We start from the raw sequence: 23,446 nt of genomic DNA, 5'->3' as shown, positions 1-23,446 counted from the left end.
AATATATTTTTATGATTTATAAAGTTTCATCTAACCATTTAAAGAATTCACCTTGCCAAACTTGTGCATTTTGAGGTTTTAAAACCCAGTGATTTTCGTCTGGGAAATAAACAAATCTACTTTTTATTCCTCTTAACTGAGCTGCTTGAAAAGCTTCTTGTCCTTGACCGATTGGCACACGGAAATCTTTCCCTCCTTGGAAAATCAAAATTGGTTTATTCCAGTTCTGAACCAAAGTTGCAGGATTGAAAGTTGTATACGCTTTTTGCGCAACCGCATTATCTTTTTCCCAATATGGTCCGCCAAAATCCCAGTTGTTAAAGAAAACTTCTTCTGTTGTTCCTAACATCGAAACCGTATTGAAAACTCCATCGTGAGCAATAAAAGTTTTGAAACGGTTTTTGTGAATTCCAGCTAAATAAAATACAGAATATCCTCCATAACTTGCACCAACACAACCTAAACGGCTTTTGTCAACATACGATTCTTTAGCCACATCATCAATAGCAGAAAGGTAATCGTCCATAACTTGTCCGCCCCAGTCTTTACTAATTTGTTCGTTCCATTCAACTCCGTGTCCTGGCATACCGCGACGGTTTGGCGCAACTACTACATAACCTTTAGCTGCCATTAAAGAAAAATTCCAACGGAAAGAATACGATTGTGTCAACGGACTTTGTGGTCCTCCTTGGCAGAATAATAAAGTTGGATATTTTTTAGAAGCATCAAAATTTGGAGGCAAGATTACCCAAACCAACATTTTTTTACCGTCAGTTGTTGTAACGTAACGTTTTTCTGTTTTGCTTAACGCTAAAGTTTTATACGTATCGGTATTTACATTCGAGATTTGTTTCCAAGTATTTTTCTTCAAGTTGAAAGAAAAAATCTCACCAGCGTGATTCATGTCAGTTCTTGTCACGATAATATCATCTCCAGAAAACCCAACCAAATCATTAACGTCAAAATCTCCGTTTGTCAATTGGCGAACATTAATCGCAATTCTAGTCAAACCTGGAAAATTAACAGAGAAAAGCTGTTTTGTTCCGTCAACAGGCGCTACAAAAAATACTGTTTTCCCGTCTTTACTCCAGATAAAATTATCTACAGTTCCGTCCCAGTTTGCCGTTAAGTTTTGTTTGATTCCTTTAAACTCAACAATAATATCGTTTTTGTCAGACTCGTAACCGTCGCGTTTCATTTGCAACCACGAAAGATTTCCTGTTGGAGAAAATTGCGGTGCTGTATCGTAACCTAAATTACCTTCCGTTTTATTAGTAGTTTTTTGAGTTTCGAAATTATACTCATAAATATCTGTGTTTGTAGAAATCGCGTAAGCAGTTCCCGCTTTTTTCTTGCAAACGTAGAAAATGCTTTTGCTGTCTGGCGACCAGATATAATCTTCGTCACCGCCAAAAGGTTTTTGCGGAGAATCGAAAGTTTCACCTTTCAAAATATCAATTCCTTTTGCTCCGTCTTTGTTTTCTTTATAAAAAACGTGATTAAATTTTCCTTCGTTCCAAGTATCCCAATGGCGATAATCTAATCCGTTGTAAATTTGAGCGTCAGATTTACTAAGCTCTGGGTAAAAATCTTTACCTAAAACACTTTCGATTTTTACTTCTTCGTTATAAACTACAAATTTTCCGTCTGGCGAAATATTCTTGTCTTTTAAAACATCTTTTGTGTCTTTAATTTCAGTGGCATTTCCTCCGTTTGCCGGAATAATATAAAGTTTAGAAGTCGATTTGTTATCGGCTACAGAAGGCGTTGAAACCTTGTAAACAATATTTTTTTCATCTTTCGAAAGTCCAAGTGGAGTTACTCGTCCTAATTTCCATAACAATTCTGGCGACATTACATTCTGTCCGATAGCGTTTAAACTCATCATTATTAAAGTTGTTACTACTACTTTTTTCATAATAAAAATTCTATTTTTTGTGGTGCCTAAAATACAACATTTTAATCCCATTTAGTTAAATCCTTAATCTCAAATATTGTTAAAGTTTCAAATTTTATTAGCCACGAATTCACGAATTTTTATTCTCAAAGATTGTCAAAAAATAATTGGTGAATTCGTGGCGAAAAACACGAATTTCTATTCTAAAAGATTATCAAAAAAAAGTGGAATTCGTCGAAAAAATACAAAATTTTTATTCTCAAAGATTGTCAAAAAATAATTGGTGAATTCGTGGCGAAAAACACGAATTTCTATTCTAAAAGATTATCAAAAAAAAGTTGAATTCGTCGAAAAAATGCAAATTTTTATTCTCAAAGATTGTCAAAAAATAATTCGTGAATTCGTGGCGAAAAAAAAATCATTATTTTTATAAAAACTCTGAAAAATGGAACTAAGCTACTGGGAACTAAAAAACTGGTTCGCAAATATCGATTACACAATTGTCGGAAGTGGAATTGTTGGGCTTCATACTGCATTACGCTTACGCGAAAGATTTCCTGTAGCTAAAATTTTGGTTCTGGAAAGAGGAATATTACCACAAGGCGCCAGTACCAAAAATGCTGGTTTTGCCTGTTTCGGAAGCCTGTCTGAAATTATGGATGATTTAAAAACACATTCAGAAGATGATGTTGTAAATCTGATCGAAAAACGTTGGAAAGGTTTGCAATTGCTTCGAAAAAGATTAGGAGATGAGGCGATAGATTTTAAGCCTTTCGGCGGATATGAATTGTTTTTGGAAGCAGACGAATCTGGATTTAGCGAATGTGTTTCTAAAATTCCGTTTATTAACGAGGTATTAAAACCGCTTTTTAAGACTGATGTTTTTTCGAAAGAAGTGGACCGATTTGGTTTTGGAAATAGCCATGAATATTTAATTTTTAATCCGTTTGAAGGTCAGATCGATACTGGAAATATGATGCAGGAATTGTTAAAACAAGCAGTTTCGGCAAATATTTTATTATTAAACCAGCAAATGGTAAAATCTTATGCCGATGCCGGAAATCATGTCGAGGTTGTGGTAAACGATTTTAGCTTTAAAACTAAAAAACTGCTTTTTGCAACGAATGGTTTTGCAGGCGAATTGACAAAAGGTGCTGTAAAACCTGCCAGAGCGCAAGTGCTTATTACAGAGCCAATTCGCAACTTAGACATCAAAGGAACGTTTCATTTAGATCGAGGTTATTATTATTTTAGAAATATTAATGACCGAATTTTATTAGGCGGAGGCCGAAACCTTGATTTTGAAGGCGAAACAACAACCGAATTTGGAGAGACGAAAATTATTCAAAATAAATTGGAAGAATTACTGAAAAATGTAATTTTACCGAATCAGGATTTCCAGATTGCGCACCGATGGAGCGGTATTATGGGAATCGGAAATAGTAAGAATCCTGTCGTGACCCAACTTTCTGAAAATGTATTTTGCGGAGTACGTTTAGGCGGTATGGGAGTGGCGATAGGCAGTTTAATAGGAACAGAATTAGCAGATTTAATAGAATAGCATGGCAGCACCCAAGAAACCAGCACCAAAAAAAGCAACAACGACAAATAAGCCCAAACCGGCTGCAAAGAAAAAAACCAATCGAAGTTTTGGAGAAAAGGTAAAATGGTTTTTTATCAAAGCGGCTTTATGGTTTTTTGGACTATCTATTGGTTCGGTGGTTTTTTTCAAATATGTGCCTGTGCCGTTTACGCCCTTAATGCTCATTCGTGCCATCGAAAATAAAATGGCAGGTAAAGAAGTTTATTTTGACCACGATTGGGAACCGATTGAAAAAATCTCCATGAATTTGCAAAAAGCGGTAATTGCCAGCGAAGACGGAACTTTTTTAACTCACAATGGTTTCGATTTTAAAGCACTTCAAAAAGCATACAAAAGCAACGAACGCGGTCGTAGAATTCGCGGTGGAAGCACGATTTCGCAACAAACGGCCAAAAATGTATTTTTATGGCAGGGAAAAAGTTATTTCCGTAAAGGCTTAGAAGCGTATTTTACCGTTTTAATCGAAATTATTTGGGGCAAAGAGCGCATTATGGAAGTTTATTTGAATAGTATCGAAATGGGAGATGGCGTTTATGGTGCCTACGCAGCAACAGAACATTGGTACCGTAGAGACGCCTCAAGTTTGACTCCGATGCAAGCTGCTGGAATTGCCGCAATTCTTCCGAATCCTAGAAAATTTAAAGCTACTGGATCTTCAAGTTATATTAATAGACGTAAAGAAAGAATTGTTCGCGAAATGCGTTACGTTGGAAAAAAAGTCAATTACAATGGTAAAGAAAAGTAAAAAAACGCTTTTTGCTTTTGTAGTATTGGCTGTAACGTTAACTTTTGGGCAAGGAAAAACAAAAGAAATAGGATTTATAACTGATAACGATTTATATACATCGTCTAAATACGATATGTATTATACGAATGGTCTTGAACTTTTTTATCGATTTCTATCTAAAAACGATAACCCGAAAATAAATAAAGAAATTACCGAATTTAGAATTGGGCAATATCTTTATAATCCGAGGTTTATAAATAAAGAAGCGGTTACGATAAACGACCGACCTTTTGTCGGGTATCTTTTTGCCGAAGTCGGAAAAAGTTTTTTTTATGAAAGCGAATCTGTTTTAAAAACCGACTTTCAAATTGGCTTTCTTGGTCCAAATGCTTTTGGTGAAGAATTACAGGAAGGATTTCATAAGATTATAGGCTATAAAAAAGTATATGGCTGGGAAAACCAAATTCATAATGCTTTAGGATTACAGGCTCATGCGATGTATTCTAAAAAAATGTTTCGAACAGAACATAATGATTTTGTTGATTTTCATTGGCAGTCCGAAGCCAATTTGGGAACTATTTTCTCAGGAGTTTCTACAGGATTTATGGCTCGATTCGGATTTAAGAAACTAATTCCAATTTATGATTCTAACATTCATGACGCGTCGATAAGTGCAGAAGCACAGCCGAATATTCGAGAGTTTTATTTCTACGCTGCACCAAGTGTCAATTATCAGTTTTATGATGCCACTATTGAAGGAAGCATGTTTAACGATACAAGTCCGGTTACTTTCGACTTAGAACCGCTTCGTTTTAATGCCGAAGCAGGTTTAAAATACCGATGCAATAATTTCAATATTTCGTATTCTTTCCTCTATCGCGGAAGAGAATTGAAAGATCCAGGTATTGATACGAATTCTGGATATTTTTATGGGTCTATTCGAATGGGGTTTTTGTTGAGGTAATCTTTTTGGAAGTGAGTATTTAAATTAAATAGAAGATGCTTTTATGTCTTCTGTACCTCGTGCACATTTTGTTGTTATTAATTTTTATGAAAGAAAAAACTTATATTTGTAAGTTTTAATGAAACAAAATTGTAAATGAAAATACTGATAGATACAAATATATTTCTTGATTTTTATCGCTCTAACGGTACATCAATTCATATTTTTAGCACACTTATTGAAAATATTGATCACTTTATAGTAACAGATCAAATAATACAGGAATTTGAAAGAAGTAGGGAAGGCGTAATTAAAAGTGTTCAGCAAAGATTTCAAATAGAATCAAAGCTTGAAAATTTTTCTAGCTCTTATCTTCAAAATTTAGAAGAATTTCAAAAACTGGTTGAAATTCAGAAACAGTATGTAACACAGCAAAAGAAAGTAGGTTTAAGTATAGCTGAAATTTTAAAGGATTCATCAAAAGATCCAATAGCAAACTATTTTAAAGAGTTTGTAAATGAATCTTTAAAACAAAATAGAATGCTTTATACTACTGATGAAATAATAAATAAAGCTATTAAAAGAAAAAATATTGGAAATCCTCCAACATCAAATAAATTTTCTATTGGTGATGAGATTAATTGGGAAATAATTATAGCTAATATTCATGAAGATATTATTCTGGTAGGACGAGATAATACGTACACAAATAATCTTACTTTTCTGCAAAAGGATTTTCATAAACAAACTGGATATAATGTTGTAGATTTGACAGAACGAATATCTGTGGCTTTAGAAAAAGCAGGTATTGAAATTACAGAGGCATTAATTAAGGAAGAAGATAAAGTAATTGAAGACTTAAAACATTATGATGAGTTTTGGAAATACAAAGTTCAAATAGAATAATTATCGTCTAAGTCAAAATCTAAAAATAATACTATATTATATATAATGGGGAGATTTGTTATAACAAAAAGAGCTAACGGTGAATTCCAATTTAGTCTTAAAGCAGGAAATGGCCAAACAATCCTAATAAGCGAAGGATATACTACGAAACCAGCATGCTTAAATGGAGTCGAATCTGTTAAAAATAATTCGCAAGATGACTCTCGATTTGATAGAAGAGAATCCTCAACAGGAAAACCATATTTTAATTTGAAAGCTGGAAATGGTCAAATTATTGGATCAAGTGAGATGTATGAAAGTGTTGCAGCGAGAGAAAACGGAATTGAATCAGTAAAAAAAAATGCTCCAGACTCAATAATTGATGAGCAACAATAATCAATAAGCCTATAAGAAAAGAGGGATTCACAAATTTTGAGAATCCCTCTTTTTTTAATGGAGAGCCGTTTTTATACGAACATTTATAACCTCTAACTAAATCTAGAGGTAATTGATTTCTTTTATAAATTGATTTTTCAGATTAATCTAAATCCATTTCTTTGGAGAATTGATCCCATTTTTTGCTAAGATAATCAGTTGTTTGTTGCATCATTTTCGGATTTACATCTGAAGTATTTTGTATTGTTGAACTTAATATCGCTTTACCATTTTCAAAATAGAGGTAAGCACTAACATCTTCATCTCCCCAAAAGAAAGGAAATACAATTGCCCTATTTTCTGCACTTTCAGTTACATACTTTTCCAGACTGATTATGAAGGAAAACATCGGTAACATTTCCACAAAGTTTTCGCTAAAAAATAACATTCCCCAATGCCATTCTTCGGTCGCTTCGTCATAATCTGAAAAAGCCATTGCTTGATCATGCTTGAGCAATTCATTAATGACTTCCCGATTGTTTTCGTTATTATAGGGACGAAGCAATTCTGAAGTCAAATCCATTTTTGAATACATTTTAAGGTTGTCCCACCATTCGATCCAGTTTTTATTTAGTTCTGGAGTTTCAACGGGATCGCTTAAAAATTTTTCTAATTGAGATTTTGAAATTTTGACTTTACAATATAAGGAGCTTAATTCAGACATAATTGTATGTTTGTTGAATAATAGTTTTATTGGGATTATCTTTTAAAAACGAAACTTTAGGCGTCTTATTTTTCTAATAAAATTTATTTTTGGCGATTATCGCACTTCAAGTAAATTTCTTCATTTGATTTATCTATAATCGAAATTCCCAAACAGCCAAAAGAAGCATTTTCGAAACCAAAAATAACGGCAGGTTTATTTTTAAAAAGTTTACCTGTCCACTGGTTTACCGTTTTAGAGCCTTCAGAATAATTTAGAGGAGAAAGAGAAATGTCTTCTTTCTGGTAGAAAAGTTTGTCTATGATAATTTCGTTGGCTTCGGTTTCTTGGTTTTTGACATCGGTTACGATAAGACGTCTGGCATAAATTATTTTATTGCTGTTTGCATACTCTTGTAAAAAATACTGATAGGTTTTAGTTTCGAAAAAATAAGAACTCCCTGTAAGTGCGTTAGTTATTATTTTTTTATATTCTTTTTTTAATTTTTCATCTGGATACTCTTTCGCAGTGATTTTTTTCCAAACAATAGGCATCATTTGTTTCTCAACAAACGGATTTTCTTTACCAACATACACTAACGAGTTTTTATAATCTGGGCTAAAACCTTTTAAATTTTTAGTATCGATTTCGAAACCAATCATATAATCTCGATGTTTGTATGGCCAGTTTTCAGTCGAAGTACGGCTATTTAGCATAGCGGCGGTTTTCAAGTTTTTAATTAGAAAAGAAGTCAGTTTGTCTTTGGCATAATCGTAAATAAACAAAGAATCCGTCTCGGAAATTTCGGTTTTAGATAAAAATCGCGTTCGATATTTATTGTCGAAAATAAAATAGGAAGCAGTTTTTTTATCCATTTTTTCTATTGGCGGTAAAAAAAGAGTATCGTTTTCCACAGCAGGATAAAGGGCAGAAAGCGAAACAAAGGCAATATCTTTGTTTTTTCTTGTAGTGAGTGCAAATAAATTTATGCCCTCTTTTTTTGGAGATTTTTCTTTAATCGCTAATGTGTCTGTAGTAACATTTTCAGGTGCAGTGGCGTTATCGTCTTTAACTTCGTATTTTTTATTACAAGAGACTAACAAAAAAAACGAAATCAGTAGAATGATTTGATATTTTGTTTTCATAATGATTTTAAGTTATAGTTTTTAAATATTCTTCAGTTTACGACAGAGTCAAATTATAATTTTTATAAAAAAAGCAGTTATTTGTTTATCATTTGACTCTGTTTCTTTTCAATATTTTTCAAATTCGCATTCAATAAAATATTAAATTTAAGAAAATATTTTATAATAAAACTCTGATTTATAAAGTATTAAGTCTGTTTTGGATTAAAAACTATAGATTAAGAATACTCTTAACGTTTTGATAATAGCATAAATAGTTTAATAAGCTACTTTTAAAATTAAAAATAACATCATGGATATTAATTGGAATATAATAGGTATCGTAGCAATTTTAGCGGTTGTTCTAGTTGTGCTAACAGTTAGAAAAAATCTGCGAGAAAAAAAGAAATTGGAAAATAAACTGAATAATGATTTTAAAAAATCAGACAAAACAGATGTTGATGCTGACGATGCAGCGAATGAAAAATAAGCGAATACAACTGAAATAATAATTGAGGAAAGACGTAATCACGATATTGTTTTTAATTATATATTTACCAAGCAATTAAAAAGGAAAAATATGAAAAAAACAATTTTAGGGTTAGTCCTATTTTTAAGTCTTGTAGGTTGTTCAAGCGATGATTCTCCGTTAGAAACTGGAGAAGCTAAAGAAGCAAATATGAAAATTGGCTTCGTAAATCCTAATGTAAAATTGACAGGTAAGGATGTTTTGAGAAACACATTGCCAGTTGAGATAGAAAGTGTTGTAGTTACTGCTGTTAATGCAGGAGTTTCTTACGATAACATTTTTACTTTAGTAGAGAATGGTACAATAGGAGCAGAGAGCGATTTTGTAATGCGAAATTTAAAAACTGGAACTTCAAATTTTTCGGTTTTGACTACAACAAATGTCGCAGCATCAGATTGGTCTAATACTGTGCCAGTTATTGAAAATGAAAACGAATCGTTAAATTCAATATCTCAAAGACTTTTAAATAAAACACCTTCAGTTGTTTATAAATCAAAACAAACCATTACTAGAGAAGTTGTCGCTGGAGACAATGATGCTATAGAATTTGAATTGGAGCCAATAAACGGAAGATTGATTTCGTTATTTCAGTTTGCAGATGATTTAAAAAATAAAGGATATAATGCAAAATTATTTTGTGGTCAAATTTCGTATGTGTTAGGAGCAGACCCAGCATGGAATCACCAATGGAATCCAACACCTACTCCTGTTGTTTTTACGAGCGAGCAAGTTGTAAGTGATTATTTAAGTGCAGCGACCAAAGTTAACGATGGTTATTTTTGGGCGACTAGTACTGGAAATGGTAGAACATATAGAATCGAAATTTACGACGTGAATAATGAGTTAGTAAAAATTACAGAATTTGAAGTGCCATATGTTAATGGTGTTTCAATCAATAATCTTTATACTATAACTTCAGACGGAATGTTAGACTTGCAAAGTGCGCAATCTACTTTTGTAATCTCAGAGCTAACGAATCTTCCATTTGTTACTGTTCCTAAATAAATAAAAATTAAAACGTAGGTTTTTAATTTACAGTTATAAAAAAACCGTATTACTAAATTGTAATACGGTTTTTCTTTTTAGTGGAGAATACCGTCCCGAAACTTCGGGAGAACCGGTCACCCTCCCGATTTATCAGGATATTGTAATCATTTGTTTTGATAAGACCTTCTATATATTTTCTGCTTTTCATTTTTTTTATTTGTAATTCCCTTTTCATAGCTTCACTTCTGGTTTCAAAGGTTTCGTAATACTTTAGTTCCCAATCTTTAGTCACTTTAGTAAATTTACTTCTGCTGTTTAAATGATCTTCCAAACGTTTTGTAATATCTTGGCACGAACCAATATAATATTTGTTAAGAATTGTTGAATAAAGAATATAAGTGAAAAACATAATGGTGTAAAATAAAAATACCCAAACACAGTATATGTTTGGGTATTTGTTTGATTTTAATATTGTGGAGAATATCGGATTCGAACCGATCGCCTCTACGCTGCCAGCGTAGCGCTCTAGCCAAATGAGCTAATCCCCCGTGTTTTTTTGAGCAATATAATATTTGAACCTTCACCTTCCCGATTTTCATCGGGACGCTCTAGCCAAATGAGCTAATCCCCCGTGTTTTTTTGAGCAATATAATATTTGAACCTTCACCTTCCCGATTTTTCATCGGGACGCTCTAGCCAAATGAGCTAATCCCCCGTGTTTTTTGAGCAATATAATATTTGAACCTTCACCTTCCCGATTTTCATCGGGACGCTCTAGCAAAATGAGCTAATCCCCATGTTTTTTTGAGCAATATAATATTTGAACCTTCACCTTCCCGATTTTTCATCGGGACGCTCTAGCCAAATGAGCTAATCCCCGTGTTTTTTTGAGCAATATAATATTTGAAGCTTCACCTTCCCGATTTTTCATCGGGACGCTCTAGCCAAATGAGCTAATCCCCCATGTTTTTTTGAGCAATATAATATTTGAACCTTCACCTTCCCGATTTTCATCGGGACGCTCTAGCCAAATGAGCTAATCCCCCAAAAGTGTAAGCAAATAAAGGCAATTAATTTTCGAAAAACAAATTTCAAATAGCGTAGTCAGAATTATTTTTCAAAAGCGTAACTTTACCTTAAATCCTATTTTTATGAGTTTAGAAAACACAAACGGAAGTTTAGAAACTTCTTTTCAAAATACAATTGCGATTGTGCAGTTTGGCCATCCTGCAAGTAATTCTTTTCCGAGTGAATTATTGAATCGGCTTACGACAGAAATTAATGATTTGAGCCGAAACGAAGCTGTTTCTGTAATTATTTTGAAAAGTGAAGGTTCTAAGGCATTTTGCTCAGGAGCTTCTTTTGATGAACTTCTAAAAGTAGAAAATGAGGAACAAGGTTTAGAATTTTTCTCAGGTTTTGCCCATTTACTGAATGCGATGCGAAATTGCAATAAAATTATAATTGGACGCGTGCAAGGAAAAGCTGTTGGTGGTGGCGTTGGAATTATTTCGGCTTGCGATTATGTTTTTGCAACGCCACAAAGCGATGTCAAATTGTCTGAATTAGCAATCGGAATTGGCCCGTTTGTTATTGAACCAGCCGTTTCCCGTAAAATTGGCAAAACAGCCATGACCGAAATGACTTTGGCCGGACATGAATGGAAATCGGCAGAGTGGGCTCTTCAAAAAGGACTTTTTTCTGCTTTATGCAAAGCTGAAAAGCTAGATGCTGAAGTTGAAAGTTTTGCTGGAAGATTAAGTTCATACAACCCTGAAGCATTGTACGAAATGAAAAAGATCATTTGGGAAGGAACTGAAACATGGGAATCGCTTCTTTTTGAACGTGCTGCGATTACAGGAAAATTGGTTTTATCTGATTTTACGAAATCAGCGTTATTGCAGTTTAAAAAATAATTTTATTTGCCACAGATTTCTCAGATTAAAAGGATTAAATCTATATAATCCTTTTAATCTGTGGCTAAAACAAAATAATAAATTGGCTTTTATTTATACTTCATAACTAACAAATGTCATAGAATTACTTTAGACGTTTATGCATCTTTGCCCAAATTAAATACTTTGGTAATCAAATAAAATATTTAAAAATGAAACTAATTTCTTTATTCCAAAAAGTAGATGTCGCAGAGAAAATAAAAAACGCGCCAGACAACGGTTATGAAATAGGCGTGGTGATCGGAACTTTTATACCGTTCCTTGTTTTAGTCGGAATTGCTTACTGGATGTATAACAGAGCTAAAAAAAGAGACAAAAACGGTTATTAATTTGTAAATTTGCAAGCTTAAAATTAAAAATCGATGAGTAATATCAGAATTACAAAACAATTTAGCTTCGAAACTGGCCACGCTTTGTACGGTTACGACGGAAAATGCAAGAACGTTCACGGACACAGTTATAAATTATCGGTAACCGTTATTGGTTCGCCAATTACAGACCGATCGAATGTAAAGTACGGAATGGTAATTGATTTTTCTGATCTAAAGAAAATTGTAAAAGAAGAAATCGTCGATCAGTTTGATCATGCAACCGTTTTCAATCAGACAACCCCGCATGTTGAACTAGCAAATGAATTGAAGAATCGCGGACATCATGTTATTTTAGTAGATTATCAGCCAACTAGCGAAAATATGGTGGTCGATTTTGCAGAAAGAATTGTAGCACGCCTTCCGGAAGGAATTTCATTATTTTCACTAAAACTTCAAGAAACGGAATCTTCTTTTGCAGAATGGTACGCTTCTGATAATCTTTAAAAAGTAAAAAGTTACGAGTTAGAGTTTATGTGTTAAACGTTATTTTGTATTTCAATTTAACGATGATACTGATAACTCTCAATCCAAAACTCATAACCCAAAACCCATAACTCACAACTTTTCTCCATGAAAAAAATATATTTTGCTTCAGATCAGCATTTTGGTGCGCCAACTCCCGAATTGAGTTTGCCGCGCGAAAAGAAATTTGTGGCTTGGTTAGATGAGGTAAAAGAAGACGCAGAAGCGATTTTTCTTCTTGGAGATTTATTTGATTTTTGGTTTGAATATAAAACCGTTGTTCCTAAAGGTTTTGTACGAATTTTGGGGAAACTGGCCGAAATTCGCGATAGCGGCATTCCGATCTATTTCTTTGTCGGAAACCATGATCTATGGATGAATGATTATTTTGAAACTGAACTCAATATTCCGGTTTATCACGATAATAAAGAATTTACTTTTAACGGAAAAACCTTTTTAATTGGTCACGGCGACGGAAAAGGTCCTGGTGATAAAGGCTATAAAAGAATGAAAAAGGTATTTACCAATCCGTTTTCAAAATGGCTTTTCCGATGGCTTCATCCAGATGTTGGCGTGAGTTTAGCACAATATTTATCGGTTAAAAACAAATTGATTTCTGGCGACGAAGATATTAAGTTTTTGGGCGAAGAAAACGAATGGCTAATTCTTTATGCCAAACGTAAACTGGAAACCAAACATTATAATTATTTTATCTTTGGGCATCGTCATTTGCCTATGATTCATCCTGTTGGAGAAAATTCAGAATATGTAAATCTAGGCGACTGGATTGGCTATTTTACTTACGGAGTTTTTGATGGTGAAAAATTTGAATTGAAGAAATTCGAAAAATAATTATTTTTTCGCATTCGGATAAATCCCTATTTTATGCGTCCTCAAAATATAATTTGACAATTGTTTGCTGTTTGAAAGCTGAAAACTGATAGCATTTGAAGCTTTCTTCGGCATGTGACATTCTACACAATTGGAAGCCAATAATTTTTCAGGCATTATTTTTAATGTTGTCTCGTTGTGTTTTAAACCCTGATGGCAGCTCATGCAGATTTTCGAATAGGAAGCCATATTTTTTGAGGCATTTTCATGCGGATTATGACACGTTATACAATCCATTTTTTCGCTTTTTACAAAACATTTGCTTTGTGCCATTAAACGAAATTGATTGCCATGAACATCAAATTTTGCGGTGTCGTTTATACTTCTGGTTTCGCGAAAGTATTCTGATAAATTGTCGCCGGGCTTAAAATCAAAGCGGGATTTTAATTTCATTCCATCATTTCCTGCATGGCACAAGGAACAAGCATCTAATTTTTGCTGGCGATTTAAGGTTTTAAAACTCGTTATACTGTTGGCAACTTTTGCATTTGGATTTTTTAAATGAAACTCTGCATGTTTTTTTGCCGGCCCATGACAACGTTCGCAGTCAATCCCGTAAACGATCGTTTTTTTGTTGATTACATCTTCTACGTCCATTGACATAAAATTTCTCTCGTCAGAGCTTTGATCCATCATTCTGGAGCTGATATTCGAGCTATGACAAGCATAACAATCCTTTACCACCATTCGGTCAAAATAAGGTTTGTCTGCAGGAAATCCCGGACTGGTTGCCCAATTGTTTATAGAATGATAAAAAGAAATTGGTAATTCGTACGTATTGTTATTTTTCCAATAAACAGAAGTCTGCGCGTGTTTGGTTCCAAAAACAATTTCAAACTTATATCTTGATGTTTCTTTTCCATTTTTATACAAAACTTGATACAAACTGTCACCGTGTTTTTCCATGACCAGTTTAGTTTCTTTATCGTAAATGAAAATATGGTTTTTGGAGTCAAAATTGCCCAAAACATTCCCTAAAATTGCTGGGGCAGTCGCTTTAAAATGCGAACTCTTAAAAACCATTTCAGACTGTACTTTATGGCATTGCACACAGCTTTCAGAACCTGCATAGTCGGTTCCGCGAGGATCAATATATTCTTCAGATTTGTTGTTGCAACTGACAAAGAGAATTGCCAGAAGTGTCATAGTAAGTAGAAATACAGTTTTTTTCATTGCTGTAAATATACTTTTTTTTGAAATGAATCAAAATATATTTCAATAATGAAAAAATGCTGTTAAAATATTTAGAATGCTTCTTAATTCATGCCAACTCCATAAACATATTCATCCAATTCAATTTTGAATAAAGAACCTTCAACCAAATCTTTAATCGATTTTAATTCGGTCATGTTCACGGCTAAATCTATTGAATTGCAAGGTGTTTTCAATAAAAACTTATGGCATGAGTACTTCATTTCGCAAGCTTCGCAGCAGGTATTTTCAATCATACTGTCTTCAATCAAATCACAAAAACGATTTAATTCATCTACTGTAAAATAAAAGCCTGTTTCCTTAAAAACCAATTGCACTTTGTCAGAAATTGTTGTGTTATGATCTTTCCAGTAAAAAGCAATTCCAAAGTTATTATGATATATTTGTTCAATTTCTCTCATCGCAAATACTTTAATTTCAACAAATATAAATATTATTTATATTAATTCTAAATAAAAAATTCATAAAAATTTGAAAAATATTTTTTGAACCATATAAGAGATATAAGTTCATATTAAAGTTTTTTTGAAGCGGTGCTTTAAAAACAAGACATAAAAAAACTCCAGATTTCTGGAGCTATTCAATTTTTAAGTTTAAATTTTTAAAATGAACTTATATGGTTAATAAGAATTTACTGACACATTGCATTTAGAAAAATAAGGTTAAACTTTGACCATTTTTGTACCAATTGCTTAGATTTTTATCTCTAAAAAAACTGGTTTCAGTGGCTGACATTGCTGTAGAAATGGCAAAAAAATTACTTTTTTCATCGGCTTTTACGCTTTCAATCCATTGAATAGTTACCGCGATATTTCCCATTTCTTTATCCAGATAAATGTCAAAAGGTTTTAGATCAAATGAATATAATCCTATAAAATTATCTTTTACTTCAAATATAACGTCTTTTTCAATTATAATTTTTGAGGGAAGTCCGTTTTCTAAATTGTAAAAATTAAGCCTGAATTTAACCGATTTAAATTCGTTTGTTGTAATGTTCATGTTGAAATCAGTCAATTTACAATCTTTAGAAATCTTAAATTGCATACCTCTTTCACGGCTCAAACGATCGTCGGCGTCTTTATCATTAACGGAGAAGAAATTAAAATGCATTAAACCCAATCCTTTTGAGCTTCTTCCGAACTGTTTCTGTTTTGGCTTTTTAAAAGAAACGACAACTTCTTTTAAAATAATTTTGGAAGGCGTCATTGTTACAATATTGTATTCAGATTTTAGCTGATTAACCACCAGCTTTTGAGTTTCAAAACCGATGCAGGAAAAAATTATTGTATCATTTAAAGAGACTTTTTGGTTTAATTTCAGATTGAAATTTCCTTTAGAGTTGGAAACCGTTCCAGTATTTTTATCTGCGATTCCGATATTGACATATTCAAGTTTTGAACCTGTTTTGGAATCTTTAATTTCTCCGGAAATGGTTTTTTCCTGAGCCGTGTTTTTTGCGAAAATGAATAAAAAGAATAGAGTAGTGGTATTTCATTTATCTATATTTTCTTATAAAGAAATGAAATAAGATTAAAATTGAATACTATTTTATTCAATCTTTAACATTTTAAAGAAACTCTCTTTCAACTATTTATCAAGTTTTACTAAGAGAAAAAAGTCTTTAATTTAAGCCTGCGCCATAAATATATTCATTGAGCTGAAGTCGAAATAAAGAACCATCCACTAAGTCTTTTATGGAATTTAATTCCATTGGAGATATTTCTAAATCGAGCGCAATGTAAGGTGTTTTTAATAAAAATTTATCGAACACACGTTTTACTCCACGGGTATCGTAATTGTTTTGATCGGTTACGCAGTCTTCAATTAAATCATGAAATTCATTTAATTCCTCAATAGAAAAATAGAATCCCATTTGTTTAAAAAGCAGCTGAATTTTATCTGATATAATTTCGTTGCCTTCTTTCCAGTAAAATGAAATTCCAAAGTCGTTTCGATATATTTGTTCGATGTCTTTCATGACATTTTTTTTAGGCCACAAAGGTACATACAGTTTGTATTAATATTGATTAAAAAAAGCATAAAAAAAAGCTAAAAAATCTTATTAATTGTTGATTGTAAGTTGTTTAGCTTTTTTTTTAAGTTTTCAGATTGACTTTTTAAAATGAACTTATATTACTTATATGGTTTAAAAATCTATTTCAGCCATTTATTAATGTTTGATAGAAATGCTGCCTGTTGGTCAACAAATAAATAATGCGAGCAATTATCTATGAAAGCAAAATTTTTCTCTCCAGTTATTGTCTTAAGAGAATTGATTTGCGCCGATGAAAAAACGCCGTCATTTTTTCCGTAAATTCCATAAATAGGAACTCCCGCAGATTTGATTTTCTTTAAAAAAGGTCTAGTGTCGATGTTATTTTGTTTTTCATTTTTATAAAAAACTAGCGGCGCATTTTTATTTCGAATATTGGTTTTATAAAATTCTCCAGCTTCATAATCGGTATATAATTTTTTAGATTCTGCAGTTGGGTTTGGCATCTTAAAAAAGCCATTTTCTCCTGCCAGTTCGTAACATCCTTTTCTATATTCGGCAGAATTTTTATTTAGATTTTCTACAATATTAATTTTCTTTAGCTGTTCAGAATCGGTACTGTATTTTTTCTTCAGCGTATTTAAAATATTATCGTAGGTTTCCTGTTGAGAAAACAAAGCGCCAGCCACAACCAAAGCACTCACATTTTGCGGGTATTTATTGGTATAAAGTGTCGCGACTAAACCGCCAAAACTGTGGCTAAGAAGAATCGCCTTCTTTAAATGATATTTTCTATAAATCAAATTTAAATCCTGAAAAGCTTCTTCAAAAGTAAATTTTGCATTTGGGTCTGCAGATCTTCCTTCGCCTCTTCGATCATAAGCGATTACATAAAAATCCTGATCGGCTAGTTTTTGAGCTGTTGTTCCTTCAAATAAAGTTGCATTTCCGCTTGGTCCGCCATGAATGAAAATTATAGCTTTATTTTTTGGGTTTCCGTATGATTTAATATAAAGATTTTGCCCTTTTGCTAAAAAAGAAAGTGCTAAAAATAAAACGGTTGCTAATAATCTCAATTTATTGATTTGAAAGTTATTTTAAATGAACTTATATTTCTTATATGGTTTCAAAAATAATCTATTCTAATTTCTGATGTTCATCCATATCTCTTTTTAGGTCTAAATTTCGAAAAGTTGGCGATTTCAGTGCAGTAAAAACTACGGTTAAAAGTGTTACACTTCCACCAAAAACAACAGATGTTACGGCTCCCATTAATTTGGCAGTTGCGCCACTTTCAAAAGCGCCTAATTCATTAGAAGATCCAACAAAAATAGAGTTTACAGCACCAACGCGTCCACGCATATGATCTGGAGTTTTTAGCTGTAAAATAGTCTGACGGATAACAACTGATATTCCATCTGCCAATCCGCTTAAAAATAAAGCGAAAACAGAAAGCCAGAAATAAGTGGATAATCCAAATAGAATAATTGATAATCCGAAAACAAAAATGGCAATTAAAAGTTTCTTTCCTGCATTTTCGTACAAAGGAACATAAGCCGAAACCAGCATCGTAATAAAAGCACCAACAGCAGGAGCGGCTCTTAAAATTCCAAAACCTTCAGAACCTACTTTTAAAATGTCTTGTGCAAAAACGGGTAATAATGCTACTGCGCCTCCAAAAAGTACAGCAATCATATCCAAAGAAAGTGCTCCTAAAACAATTTTATTTTTGAATACGAAAGTTATACCTTCCATAAGACTGTCTTTCATAGATTCTCCCACTTTCGGATTTATAATTGGTTTCTGGCTGATTTGCGATAAAGCAATTAAAGAAAGAATGGAAAACCCGAAAACTAAACACATTGACCAGTGAACGCCAATCCAGTTAATTGAAAATCCTGCCAAAGCCGGTCCCATCACGGCTCCAATTTGCCAAACCGAACTACTCCAGGTTGCAGCGTTTGGATATACTTTTTTAGGAATAATTAGTGATAAGAGAGAGAAAATAGTTGGTCCCATAAAAGAACGAACGATTCCGCCAAAAAATACCAAAGCGTAAATGGAGTACAAAATAACATGCGTAGACCAACCTCCGATTACTTTTGGCCACGTTAACAAGAAAAGTCCAAAACTTATTACTGAAAAACCTAGAATACATTTTACTAGTAAGCTTTTCTTTTCTCTTTGATCTACAATATGTCCTGCAAATAAAGACATGGAGACAGCAGGAATAATTTCCATTAAACCAATAATTCCTAAAGAAAGCGGGTTTTTAGTTAAACTGTAAACTTCCCATTCAATAACAATAAATTGCATCGACCAGGCAAAAACCATGGCAAAACGCAATAATAGAAAAACGTTGAATTCTCTGTAACGAAGTGCCTGATAAGGATCTCTTTTAGTTGATTTAATCTCTTCCATTTCTAATGTCTTTTAGCATAAGCTGTGTTGAAACAGTTCCATTCCACTCATTTTCAGCAATGCAGTATGCGAGCTGAAATGTATTTTGATTTTTTGTAATATCCAGTTTTTTTCCCAGTCCAAAACCAATTGCTGCAATTCCGTCCGAATTATATTGTTTGGCAAAAAGTCTCAAATGTTCTTCTTCTGCCCCCAGAGTTTTGGCATAACCGGTATCTTTTACATCTTTGGTCATAAAAACAGGCGTCATATTCTGAGGTCCAAAAGGTTCGAATTGTTTTAGAATCCGAATTAATTTTGGTGTGATATCAGAGAAGTTAATTTCGGCATCGATTTCAATTTCAGGTGTTCGCATTTCGGGCAGAATAGTGCTTTCTACACATTTTTCGAAAGCTTCTTTAAAAGGTTTGTAATTTTCTGCTTTTAAAGTCATTCCAGCAGCATACATATGGCCTCCAAATTGTTCCAAATGTTCAGCGCAGGCATCTAATGCATTATAAACATCAAAACCTTTTACAGATCTTGCAGAAGCGGCATATTTGTCACCACTTTTAGTAAAAACCAAAGTAGGACGATAATAGGTTTCGATTAATCTTGAAGCTACAATTCCGATTACGCCTTTGTGCCAATCTTCCTGAAAAACAACGGTAGAAAATCGCTCTTCTTCGTTGTTTTCTATAATTTGCTGAAAAGCTTCTTTAGTGATTTTTTTATCTAAATCTTTTCTGTCGGCGTTGTATTGTTCAATTTCTGAAGCAAATTGCTGCGCTTGTTCAAAATTAAATTCGGTTAATAATTCAACAGCATGATTTCCGTGTTTTATTCTTCCTGCAGCATTTATTCTTGGCGAAATAATAAAAACAACATCCGTAATATCTAAAGATTTCTTTTTTACTTGATGTGTTAACGCTTTGATTCCTGGTCTTGGTTCGCTGTTGATCACTTTCAATCCGAAATAAGCTAGAACGCGATTTTCTCCCGTAATCGGAACAATATCTGCCGCGATCGCAGTAGCAACTAAATCTAAATATGGAACCAAATCTTCAATCGTTTCATTTCGATTCTGGCCCAACGCCTGAATTAATTTAAAACCAACGCCACAGCCGCACAATTCGTCGTAAGGGTAGGAGCAGTCTTCTCTTTTCGGATCTAAAACGGCAACGGCATCTGGAAGAAATTCTCCCGGACGGTGGTGATCGCAAACAATAAAGTCTATGTTTTTGGCTTTCGCGTAGGCGATATGGTCAATTGATTTTATTCCGCAGTCTAAAGCAATAATTAAGGAAATTCCGTTGTCGTCTGCATAGTCAATTCCTTTATAAGAGATTCCGTAACCTTCGTCATAACGATCCGGAATATAAGTGGCAATGTTTGGATAATGCGATTTTAAGTACGAAGAAACCAAAGAAACTGCTGTTGTTCCGTCGACATCATAATCGCCAAAAACCATAATATTTTCTTCATTTTCAATAGCTTTTTCTATTCGCGAAACGGCTTTGTCCATATCTTTCATCAGATACGGATCATGAAGATGTTCTAAAGACGGACGAAAGAAATTTTTGGCTTCATCAAAAGTTTCAATGCCACGCTGAATTAAAAGTGAAGCGACAAAATCTTCTACATTCAAAGCCTGAGCCAAATGTTTAATTTTTTCTTCAGAAGGTTTTGGTTTTAAAGTCCAGCGCATTTTTAATTTTAGATTGTTGATTTTAGATTTTAGATTGTTGGAGTCTAAAAACGTTTAATCTGGTGTTTATTTTTTAACCACAAATTACACAAATTTCCACTAATTTAATTTGTGGAAATTTGTGTAATTTGTGGTTGAATATTTTGTGTTTGGCTTTTACTTCGCTTCCAAAGCATTTCCTTCAAACTGAATTCCGTCCCAGCCTAAGTTGATGAAATTTCTAATGTTTTGATGGTTTGTTCCGTTTGGATCGCCTAAAACTTCTTCAAAATAAAAAGCTCCAAAACAAGCTAATGTTTCTTCTTTGTTTAAATTTTGCAGTTTTGCGAAAGAAAATAATTTGCAAGAACCTGAATTTTCGCCTTCTGCGTTATGTTGTGTTCCGTTTTGAAAAGCAGTTGGAGTAAAGTTGTAATTTTCTTCGATTACTGCAATCGTTTCTGGAAATGTGATTTGTGTTGGAGTTTGTTTTACTTTTTCTAAAAAGGCTTGAATGCTCATGGTGTTATATTTGGTAATTTTTATTTAGTTTTTTGCCACGAATTTCACGAATTTCCACTAATTTTTATGTAGCCACAGATTAAAAGAATTAAAAGATTTTCACAGATTGAATCTTTTTAATTCTTTTAATCTGTGGCATGAAAATTTTAATTCGTGGTTAATTCGTGAAATTTGTGACGGAAAAAATTATTCTTCGTCTTTCGAATATTTACTTTTCTTAGCTTCTTTTTCTATTGTTTTTCCGGCAACAACCACAACAATTTCTCCTCTAGGAGCAGTTTTTTCAAAATGAGCTAAAACCTCTTTAGCAGTTCCTCGAACATTTTCTTCATGAAGTTTTGATAATTCACGCGAAACGCAAACTTGTCTGTCTTCTCCAAAATATTGAACAAATTCAGCTAAAGTTTTGACTAATTTATGTGGAGAAACATATAAAATCATGGTTCTAGTTTCTTCGGCTAAAGCTAAAAAACGAGTCTGACGCCCTTTTTTCTCCGGAAGGAAACCTTCAAAAATAAAACGATCATTTGGGAGTCCGCTATTTACTAAAGCGGGAACAAAAGCCGTTGCTCCAGGAAGACATTCTACTGCAATGTTATTTTCAACGCAGGCGCGTGTCAATAAAAATCCAGGATCTGAAATTGCGGGAGTTCCAGCGTCTGAAATTAAAGCGATCGTTTCGCCGGATTTTAATCTTGCAATTAAATTTTCGGTGGTTTTGTGTTCGTTGTGCATGTGATGGCTATGCATGTGCGTGCCAATTTCAAAATGCTTCAAGAGTTTTCCGCTTGTGCGGGTGTCTTCCGCCAAAATCAAATCGACTTCTTTCAAAACCCGAATGGCTCTAAAAGTCATGTCTTCAAGATTGCCAATTGGCGTTGGAACGATATATAATTTGGACATAATTAAGTTTAATAATTTTAAACACGAATTGTACGAATTAGCACAAATTCTAAAACTTTAAAAAATTGCACAAAGAAAAACTTGTGCTAATTCGTGCAATCTGTGTTTTTATTTTTTTAAGAAAATTTCTTCTCTATAATTCCAAGAAAACGATCTGCGTAGTCGTCTTTTCCTTCCCAGTTGTTATAATCTGGTTTTACCATATTTTCGATAAAATCTTTTGCTTCAGAATATGAATCAAAAGTCAATAATTGATTTAAAACACGACTGTAATCTTCAGTACTGTTTCCAAAAAGATTTTTAGTAAAGGCAATTCTGTCATTCAAGTCAATATGGAAACCTCTTGCCAGTTTTTCATTCAAGGTTACAGGTTTTTGTTGGGCAGGAGTTTCAAGAATAGCTGTTTCAGCTTTTTTAGGCTCTTTAAAATCATTTATAGAAGGAGTTTGGGCAGGAGGAATAGCTTCAAAACTATCCACTTTTACAAATTGCGCATCGGCATAATTAATACCGAAATCTTCAAATTGAATAGTTGGTTGTGAAGGAATTTCTGCTTTTGGCTCTATTTTAATTTCTTCTTTTTCTTCTTTGATTGGTTCCGTTTCCAATTCGAAAGCAGGCTTGAAATCTGGAATTGGTTTCAATTCATTCACAGTTGTGAACGAAAGATCATCAATAGGTTTTTGGACTTCTTCGGCTTTTTCAGCAATTGGCTCAATAATTTCTGCAACAACTGGTTTTTCAATTTCAGTAGCGATTGGTTCAGCAGTTTCTTCAATTACCGGTTCTTCAACTTCAGCAATTGGTTCTGCAGCTTCAACAACTTCTACTGGTTTTTCTTCTGAAATTTCAGGTTCGTAAGATTCTTCAAGCGCAATTACTTTTTCTGCAGCTGGAGTTTCAATTTCAATTACAGCTGGTATTATTTCTTTTTCTTTATCAAAAATAGTTTCCAACTCAGAAGTAATATCATTTTGCCCAATTGTTGGTTTTGCAGCGTCGAAATTCTCTTCTACAAATTTTAATACCGCTAATTTCTCGTATAATTTCTGAGTTTCAAGGTACAATTGATTGATATCGGATTTGTTTTTTAATTTTAAAATTCGATGTGCAATGCTAATTAAATCAGCTTCCAATTTTTTTTTCATAACTGTTGAAAATTATAGTGAATAAGGTATTTTAGTGTATTTGATGTCTGAATGTCTCTATTCTCAAGGAAATTCAAAAGATATTTTTTTATTTCTGTTAATACGCTTTCGCGAATCTAAGGTTTGATA

The 23,446-nt window shown here is 33.2% G+C and carries 25 protein-coding genes and 1 tRNA gene; 11 read left to right on the top strand and 15 right to left on the bottom strand.

Going from position 1 to position 23,446, the window contains the following annotated elements; genetic code table 11:
* Positions 1-16 precede the first annotated feature (16 nt).
* Positions 17-1,918 (bottom strand): S9 family peptidase, encoded by a 1,902-nt coding sequence (locus EG814_RS00675; protein WP_125717901.1) that lies wholly within the window; start codon positions 1,916-1,918, stop codon positions 17-19.
* Between the two features lie 424 nt (positions 1,919-2,342).
* Between EG814_RS00675 and EG814_RS00670 the strand changes: the two genes are divergently transcribed.
* The 5 genes from EG814_RS00670 to EG814_RS00650 all read left to right on the top strand — a co-directional run bounded on the left by EG814_RS00670 (position 2,343) and on the right by EG814_RS00650 (position 6,451).
* Positions 2,343-3,458: an NAD(P)/FAD-dependent oxidoreductase gene (locus EG814_RS00670; protein ID WP_125717899.1), complete on the top strand. Its 1,116-nt coding sequence runs from the start codon at positions 2,343-2,345 to the stop codon at positions 3,456-3,458.
* Between the two features lies 1 nt (position 3,459).
* Entirely contained in the window at positions 3,460-4,245 is a 786-nt protein-coding gene (gene mtgA / locus EG814_RS00665; RefSeq protein WP_125717897.1) for a monofunctional biosynthetic peptidoglycan transglycosylase, read from the top strand.
* Complete coding sequence (locus tag EG814_RS00660) at positions 4,229-5,191, top strand: lipid A deacylase LpxR family protein (RefSeq protein WP_125717895.1); 963 nt, start codon at positions 4,229-4,231, stop codon at positions 5,189-5,191. Before mtgA ends, EG814_RS00660 begins: the two co-directional genes overlap by 17 nt.
* 135 nt (positions 5,192-5,326) lie before the next feature.
* On the top strand, positions 5,327-6,076 hold the full coding sequence (locus tag EG814_RS00655) for a PIN-like domain-containing protein (protein WP_125717893.1): 750 nt from the start codon (positions 5,327-5,329) through the stop codon (positions 6,074-6,076).
* 45 nt (positions 6,077-6,121) lie between these two features.
* Positions 6,122-6,451 carry a YegP family protein gene (locus EG814_RS00650; RefSeq protein ID WP_125717891.1) on the top strand — a complete coding sequence of 110 codons (330 nt, stop codon included), beginning with the start codon at positions 6,122-6,124 and terminating at the stop codon, positions 6,449-6,451.
* A 142-nt stretch (positions 6,452-6,593) separates the two neighbouring features.
* Here EG814_RS00650 and EG814_RS00645 read toward each other — a convergent pair whose 3' ends face one another.
* Complete coding sequence (locus EG814_RS00645; protein WP_125717889.1) at positions 6,594-7,154, bottom strand: hypothetical protein; 561 nt, start codon at positions 7,152-7,154, stop codon at positions 6,594-6,596.
* Positions 7,155-7,237: 83 nt separating this feature from the next.
* Positions 7,238-8,278 (bottom strand): oxidoreductase, encoded by a 1,041-nt coding sequence (locus EG814_RS00640; protein WP_125717887.1) that lies wholly within the window; start codon positions 8,276-8,278, stop codon positions 7,238-7,240.
* A 292-nt stretch (positions 8,279-8,570) separates the two neighbouring features.
* Here EG814_RS00640 and EG814_RS20920 point away from each other — a divergent pair, with 292 nt between their 5' ends.
* Together EG814_RS20920 and EG814_RS00635 are read left to right on the top strand one after the other, a co-directional pair.
* Positions 8,571-8,747: a hypothetical protein gene (locus EG814_RS20920; protein WP_164515251.1), complete on the top strand. Its 177-nt coding sequence runs from the start codon at positions 8,571-8,573 to the stop codon at positions 8,745-8,747.
* 90 nt (positions 8,748-8,837) lie between these two features.
* On the top strand, positions 8,838-9,791 hold the full coding sequence (locus EG814_RS00635; protein WP_125717885.1) for a hypothetical protein: 954 nt from the start codon (positions 8,838-8,840) through the stop codon (positions 9,789-9,791).
* A 52-nt stretch (positions 9,792-9,843) separates the two neighbouring features.
* Here EG814_RS00635 and EG814_RS00630 read toward each other — a convergent pair whose 3' ends face one another.
* Together EG814_RS00630 and EG814_RS00625 are read right to left on the bottom strand one after the other, a co-directional pair.
* Entirely contained in the window at positions 9,844-10,182 is a 339-nt protein-coding gene (locus EG814_RS00630; protein ID WP_125717883.1) for a GIY-YIG nuclease family protein, read from the bottom strand.
* A 65-nt stretch (positions 10,183-10,247) separates the two neighbouring features.
* Positions 10,248-10,321: transfer RNA gene (locus EG814_RS00625), tRNA-Ala, on the bottom strand.
* A gap of 603 nt (positions 10,322-10,924) precedes the next feature.
* On the opposite strand from EG814_RS00625, the gene EG814_RS00615 reads away from it, so the two are divergent.
* The 4 genes from EG814_RS00615 to EG814_RS00605 all read left to right on the top strand — a co-directional run bounded on the left by EG814_RS00615 (position 10,925) and on the right by EG814_RS00605 (position 13,413).
* A complete protein-coding gene (locus EG814_RS00615) occupies positions 10,925-11,689 on the top strand; it encodes an enoyl-CoA hydratase/isomerase family protein (protein WP_125717881.1) in 765 nt (254 codons plus the stop codon).
* A 191-nt stretch (positions 11,690-11,880) separates the two neighbouring features.
* On the top strand, positions 11,881-12,057 hold the full coding sequence (locus tag EG814_RS20915) for a hypothetical protein (RefSeq protein WP_164515250.1): 177 nt from the start codon (positions 11,881-11,883) through the stop codon (positions 12,055-12,057).
* 33 nt (positions 12,058-12,090) lie between these two features.
* The gene (locus tag EG814_RS00610) at positions 12,091-12,543 is read left to right on the top strand and encodes a 6-pyruvoyl trahydropterin synthase family protein (protein WP_125717879.1); all 453 of its coding nucleotides are present in this window, start codon (positions 12,091-12,093) and stop codon (positions 12,541-12,543) included.
* Between the two features lie 126 nt (positions 12,544-12,669).
* Positions 12,670-13,413, top strand: coding sequence for a UDP-2,3-diacylglucosamine diphosphatase (locus EG814_RS00605; protein WP_125717877.1), 744 nt, complete (start codon positions 12,670-12,672; stop codon positions 13,411-13,413).
* Here the strand turns inward: EG814_RS00605 and EG814_RS00600 are convergent, their stop codons facing one another.
* From EG814_RS00600 to EG814_RS00555, 10 genes are all read right to left on the bottom strand, one after another.
* Positions 13,414-14,625: a cytochrome c3 family protein gene (locus EG814_RS00600; RefSeq protein WP_125717875.1), complete on the bottom strand. Its 1,212-nt coding sequence runs from the start codon at positions 14,623-14,625 to the stop codon at positions 13,414-13,416.
* Between the two features lie 83 nt (positions 14,626-14,708).
* Positions 14,709-15,065, bottom strand: a complete 357-nt coding sequence (locus EG814_RS00595) for a hypothetical protein (RefSeq protein ID WP_125717872.1) — start codon at positions 15,063-15,065, stop codon at positions 14,709-14,711.
* Between the two features lie 247 nt (positions 15,066-15,312).
* Positions 15,313-16,083 carry a carboxypeptidase-like regulatory domain-containing protein gene (locus EG814_RS00590; RefSeq protein WP_262699490.1) on the bottom strand — a complete coding sequence of 257 codons (771 nt, stop codon included), beginning with the start codon at positions 16,081-16,083 and terminating at the stop codon, positions 15,313-15,315.
* A 202-nt stretch (positions 16,084-16,285) separates the two neighbouring features.
* A complete protein-coding gene (locus tag EG814_RS00585; protein WP_125717868.1) occupies positions 16,286-16,642 on the bottom strand; it encodes a hypothetical protein in 357 nt (118 codons plus the stop codon).
* 176 nt (positions 16,643-16,818) lie between these two features.
* Positions 16,819-17,733, bottom strand: a complete 915-nt coding sequence (locus tag EG814_RS00580) for an alpha/beta hydrolase (RefSeq protein WP_125717866.1) — start codon at positions 17,731-17,733, stop codon at positions 16,819-16,821.
* Positions 17,734-17,794: 61 nt separating this feature from the next.
* Positions 17,795-19,078 (bottom strand): MFS transporter, encoded by a 1,284-nt coding sequence (locus tag EG814_RS00575; RefSeq protein ID WP_125717864.1) that lies wholly within the window; start codon positions 19,076-19,078, stop codon positions 17,795-17,797.
* Positions 19,065-20,765 (bottom strand): single-stranded-DNA-specific exonuclease RecJ, encoded by a 1,701-nt coding sequence (recJ, locus tag EG814_RS00570; protein ID WP_125717862.1) that lies wholly within the window; start codon positions 20,763-20,765, stop codon positions 19,065-19,067. The genes EG814_RS00575 and recJ overlap by 14 nt, the downstream gene beginning before the upstream one ends.
* Positions 20,766-20,921: 156 nt before the next feature.
* The gene (locus tag EG814_RS00565; RefSeq protein WP_125717860.1) at positions 20,922-21,266 is read right to left on the bottom strand and encodes a HopJ type III effector protein; all 345 of its coding nucleotides are present in this window, start codon (positions 21,264-21,266) and stop codon (positions 20,922-20,924) included.
* 186 nt (positions 21,267-21,452) lie between these two features.
* Complete coding sequence (gene rsmI, locus EG814_RS00560) at positions 21,453-22,169, bottom strand: 16S rRNA (cytidine(1402)-2'-O)-methyltransferase (protein ID WP_125717858.1); 717 nt, start codon at positions 22,167-22,169, stop codon at positions 21,453-21,455.
* 116 nt (positions 22,170-22,285) lie between these two features.
* The gene (locus tag EG814_RS00555; RefSeq protein ID WP_125717856.1) at positions 22,286-23,317 is read right to left on the bottom strand and encodes a hypothetical protein; all 1,032 of its coding nucleotides are present in this window, start codon (positions 23,315-23,317) and stop codon (positions 22,286-22,288) included.
* Between the last annotated feature and the right edge of the window lie 129 nt (positions 23,318-23,446).

It is taken from the genome of Flavobacterium ustbae (genome assembly GCF_003946915.1).
GTDB classification, from domain to species: domain Bacteria; phylum Bacteroidota; class Bacteroidia; order Flavobacteriales; family Flavobacteriaceae; genus Flavobacterium; species Flavobacterium ustbae.
This window is presented reverse-complemented; position numbering and strand designations above follow the sequence as displayed.

Bases quoted from the DNA above. Each gene is read 5' to 3' on its own strand.
- EG814_RS00675 (WP_125717901.1), bottom strand. From the start codon at position 1,918: ATGAAAAAAGTAGTAGTAACAACTTTAATAATGATGAGTTTAAACGCT.
- EG814_RS00670 (WP_125717899.1), top strand. From the start codon at position 2,343: ATGGAACTAAGCTACTGGGAACTAAAAAACTGGTTCGCAAATATCGAT.
- mtgA (WP_125717897.1), top strand. From the start codon at position 3,460: ATGGCAGCACCCAAGAAACCAGCACCAAAAAAAGCAACAACGACAAAT.
- EG814_RS00660 (WP_125717895.1), top strand. From the start codon at position 4,229: ATGGTAAAGAAAAGTAAAAAAACGCTTTTTGCTTTTGTAGTATTGGCT.
- EG814_RS00655 (WP_125717893.1), top strand. From the start codon at position 5,327: ATGAAAATACTGATAGATACAAATATATTTCTTGATTTTTATCGCTCT.
- EG814_RS00650 (WP_125717891.1), top strand. From the start codon at position 6,122: ATGGGGAGATTTGTTATAACAAAAAGAGCTAACGGTGAATTCCAATTT.
- EG814_RS00645 (WP_125717889.1), bottom strand. From the start codon at position 7,154: ATGTCTGAATTAAGCTCCTTATATTGTAAAGTCAAAATTTCAAAATCT.
- EG814_RS00640 (WP_125717887.1), bottom strand. From the start codon at position 8,278: ATGAAAACAAAATATCAAATCATTCTACTGATTTCGTTTTTTTTGTTA.
- EG814_RS20920 (WP_164515251.1), top strand. From the start codon at position 8,571: ATGGATATTAATTGGAATATAATAGGTATCGTAGCAATTTTAGCGGTT.
- EG814_RS00635 (WP_125717885.1), top strand. From the start codon at position 8,838: ATGAAAAAAACAATTTTAGGGTTAGTCCTATTTTTAAGTCTTGTAGGT.
- EG814_RS00630 (WP_125717883.1), bottom strand. From the start codon at position 10,182: ATGTTTTTCACTTATATTCTTTATTCAACAATTCTTAACAAATATTAT.
- EG814_RS00615 (WP_125717881.1), top strand. From the start codon at position 10,925: ATGAGTTTAGAAAACACAAACGGAAGTTTAGAAACTTCTTTTCAAAAT.
- EG814_RS20915 (WP_164515250.1), top strand. From the start codon at position 11,881: ATGAAACTAATTTCTTTATTCCAAAAAGTAGATGTCGCAGAGAAAATA.
- EG814_RS00610 (WP_125717879.1), top strand. From the start codon at position 12,091: ATGAGTAATATCAGAATTACAAAACAATTTAGCTTCGAAACTGGCCAC.
- EG814_RS00605 (WP_125717877.1), top strand. From the start codon at position 12,670: ATGAAAAAAATATATTTTGCTTCAGATCAGCATTTTGGTGCGCCAACT.
- EG814_RS00600 (WP_125717875.1), bottom strand. From the start codon at position 14,625: ATGAAAAAAACTGTATTTCTACTTACTATGACACTTCTGGCAATTCTC.
- EG814_RS00595 (WP_125717872.1), bottom strand. From the start codon at position 15,065: ATGAGAGAAATTGAACAAATATATCATAATAACTTTGGAATTGCTTTT.
- EG814_RS00585 (WP_125717868.1), bottom strand. From the start codon at position 16,642: ATGAAAGACATCGAACAAATATATCGAAACGACTTTGGAATTTCATTT.
- EG814_RS00575 (WP_125717864.1), bottom strand. From the start codon at position 19,078: ATGGAAGAGATTAAATCAACTAAAAGAGATCCTTATCAGGCACTTCGT.
- recJ (WP_125717862.1), bottom strand. From the start codon at position 20,765: ATGCGCTGGACTTTAAAACCAAAACCTTCTGAAGAAAAAATTAAACAT.
- EG814_RS00565 (WP_125717860.1), bottom strand. From the start codon at position 21,266: ATGAGCATTCAAGCCTTTTTAGAAAAAGTAAAACAAACTCCAACACAA.
- rsmI (WP_125717858.1), bottom strand. From the start codon at position 22,169: ATGTCCAAATTATATATCGTTCCAACGCCAATTGGCAATCTTGAAGAC.
- EG814_RS00555 (WP_125717856.1), bottom strand. From the start codon at position 23,317: ATGAAAAAAAAATTGGAAGCTGATTTAATTAGCATTGCACATCGAATT.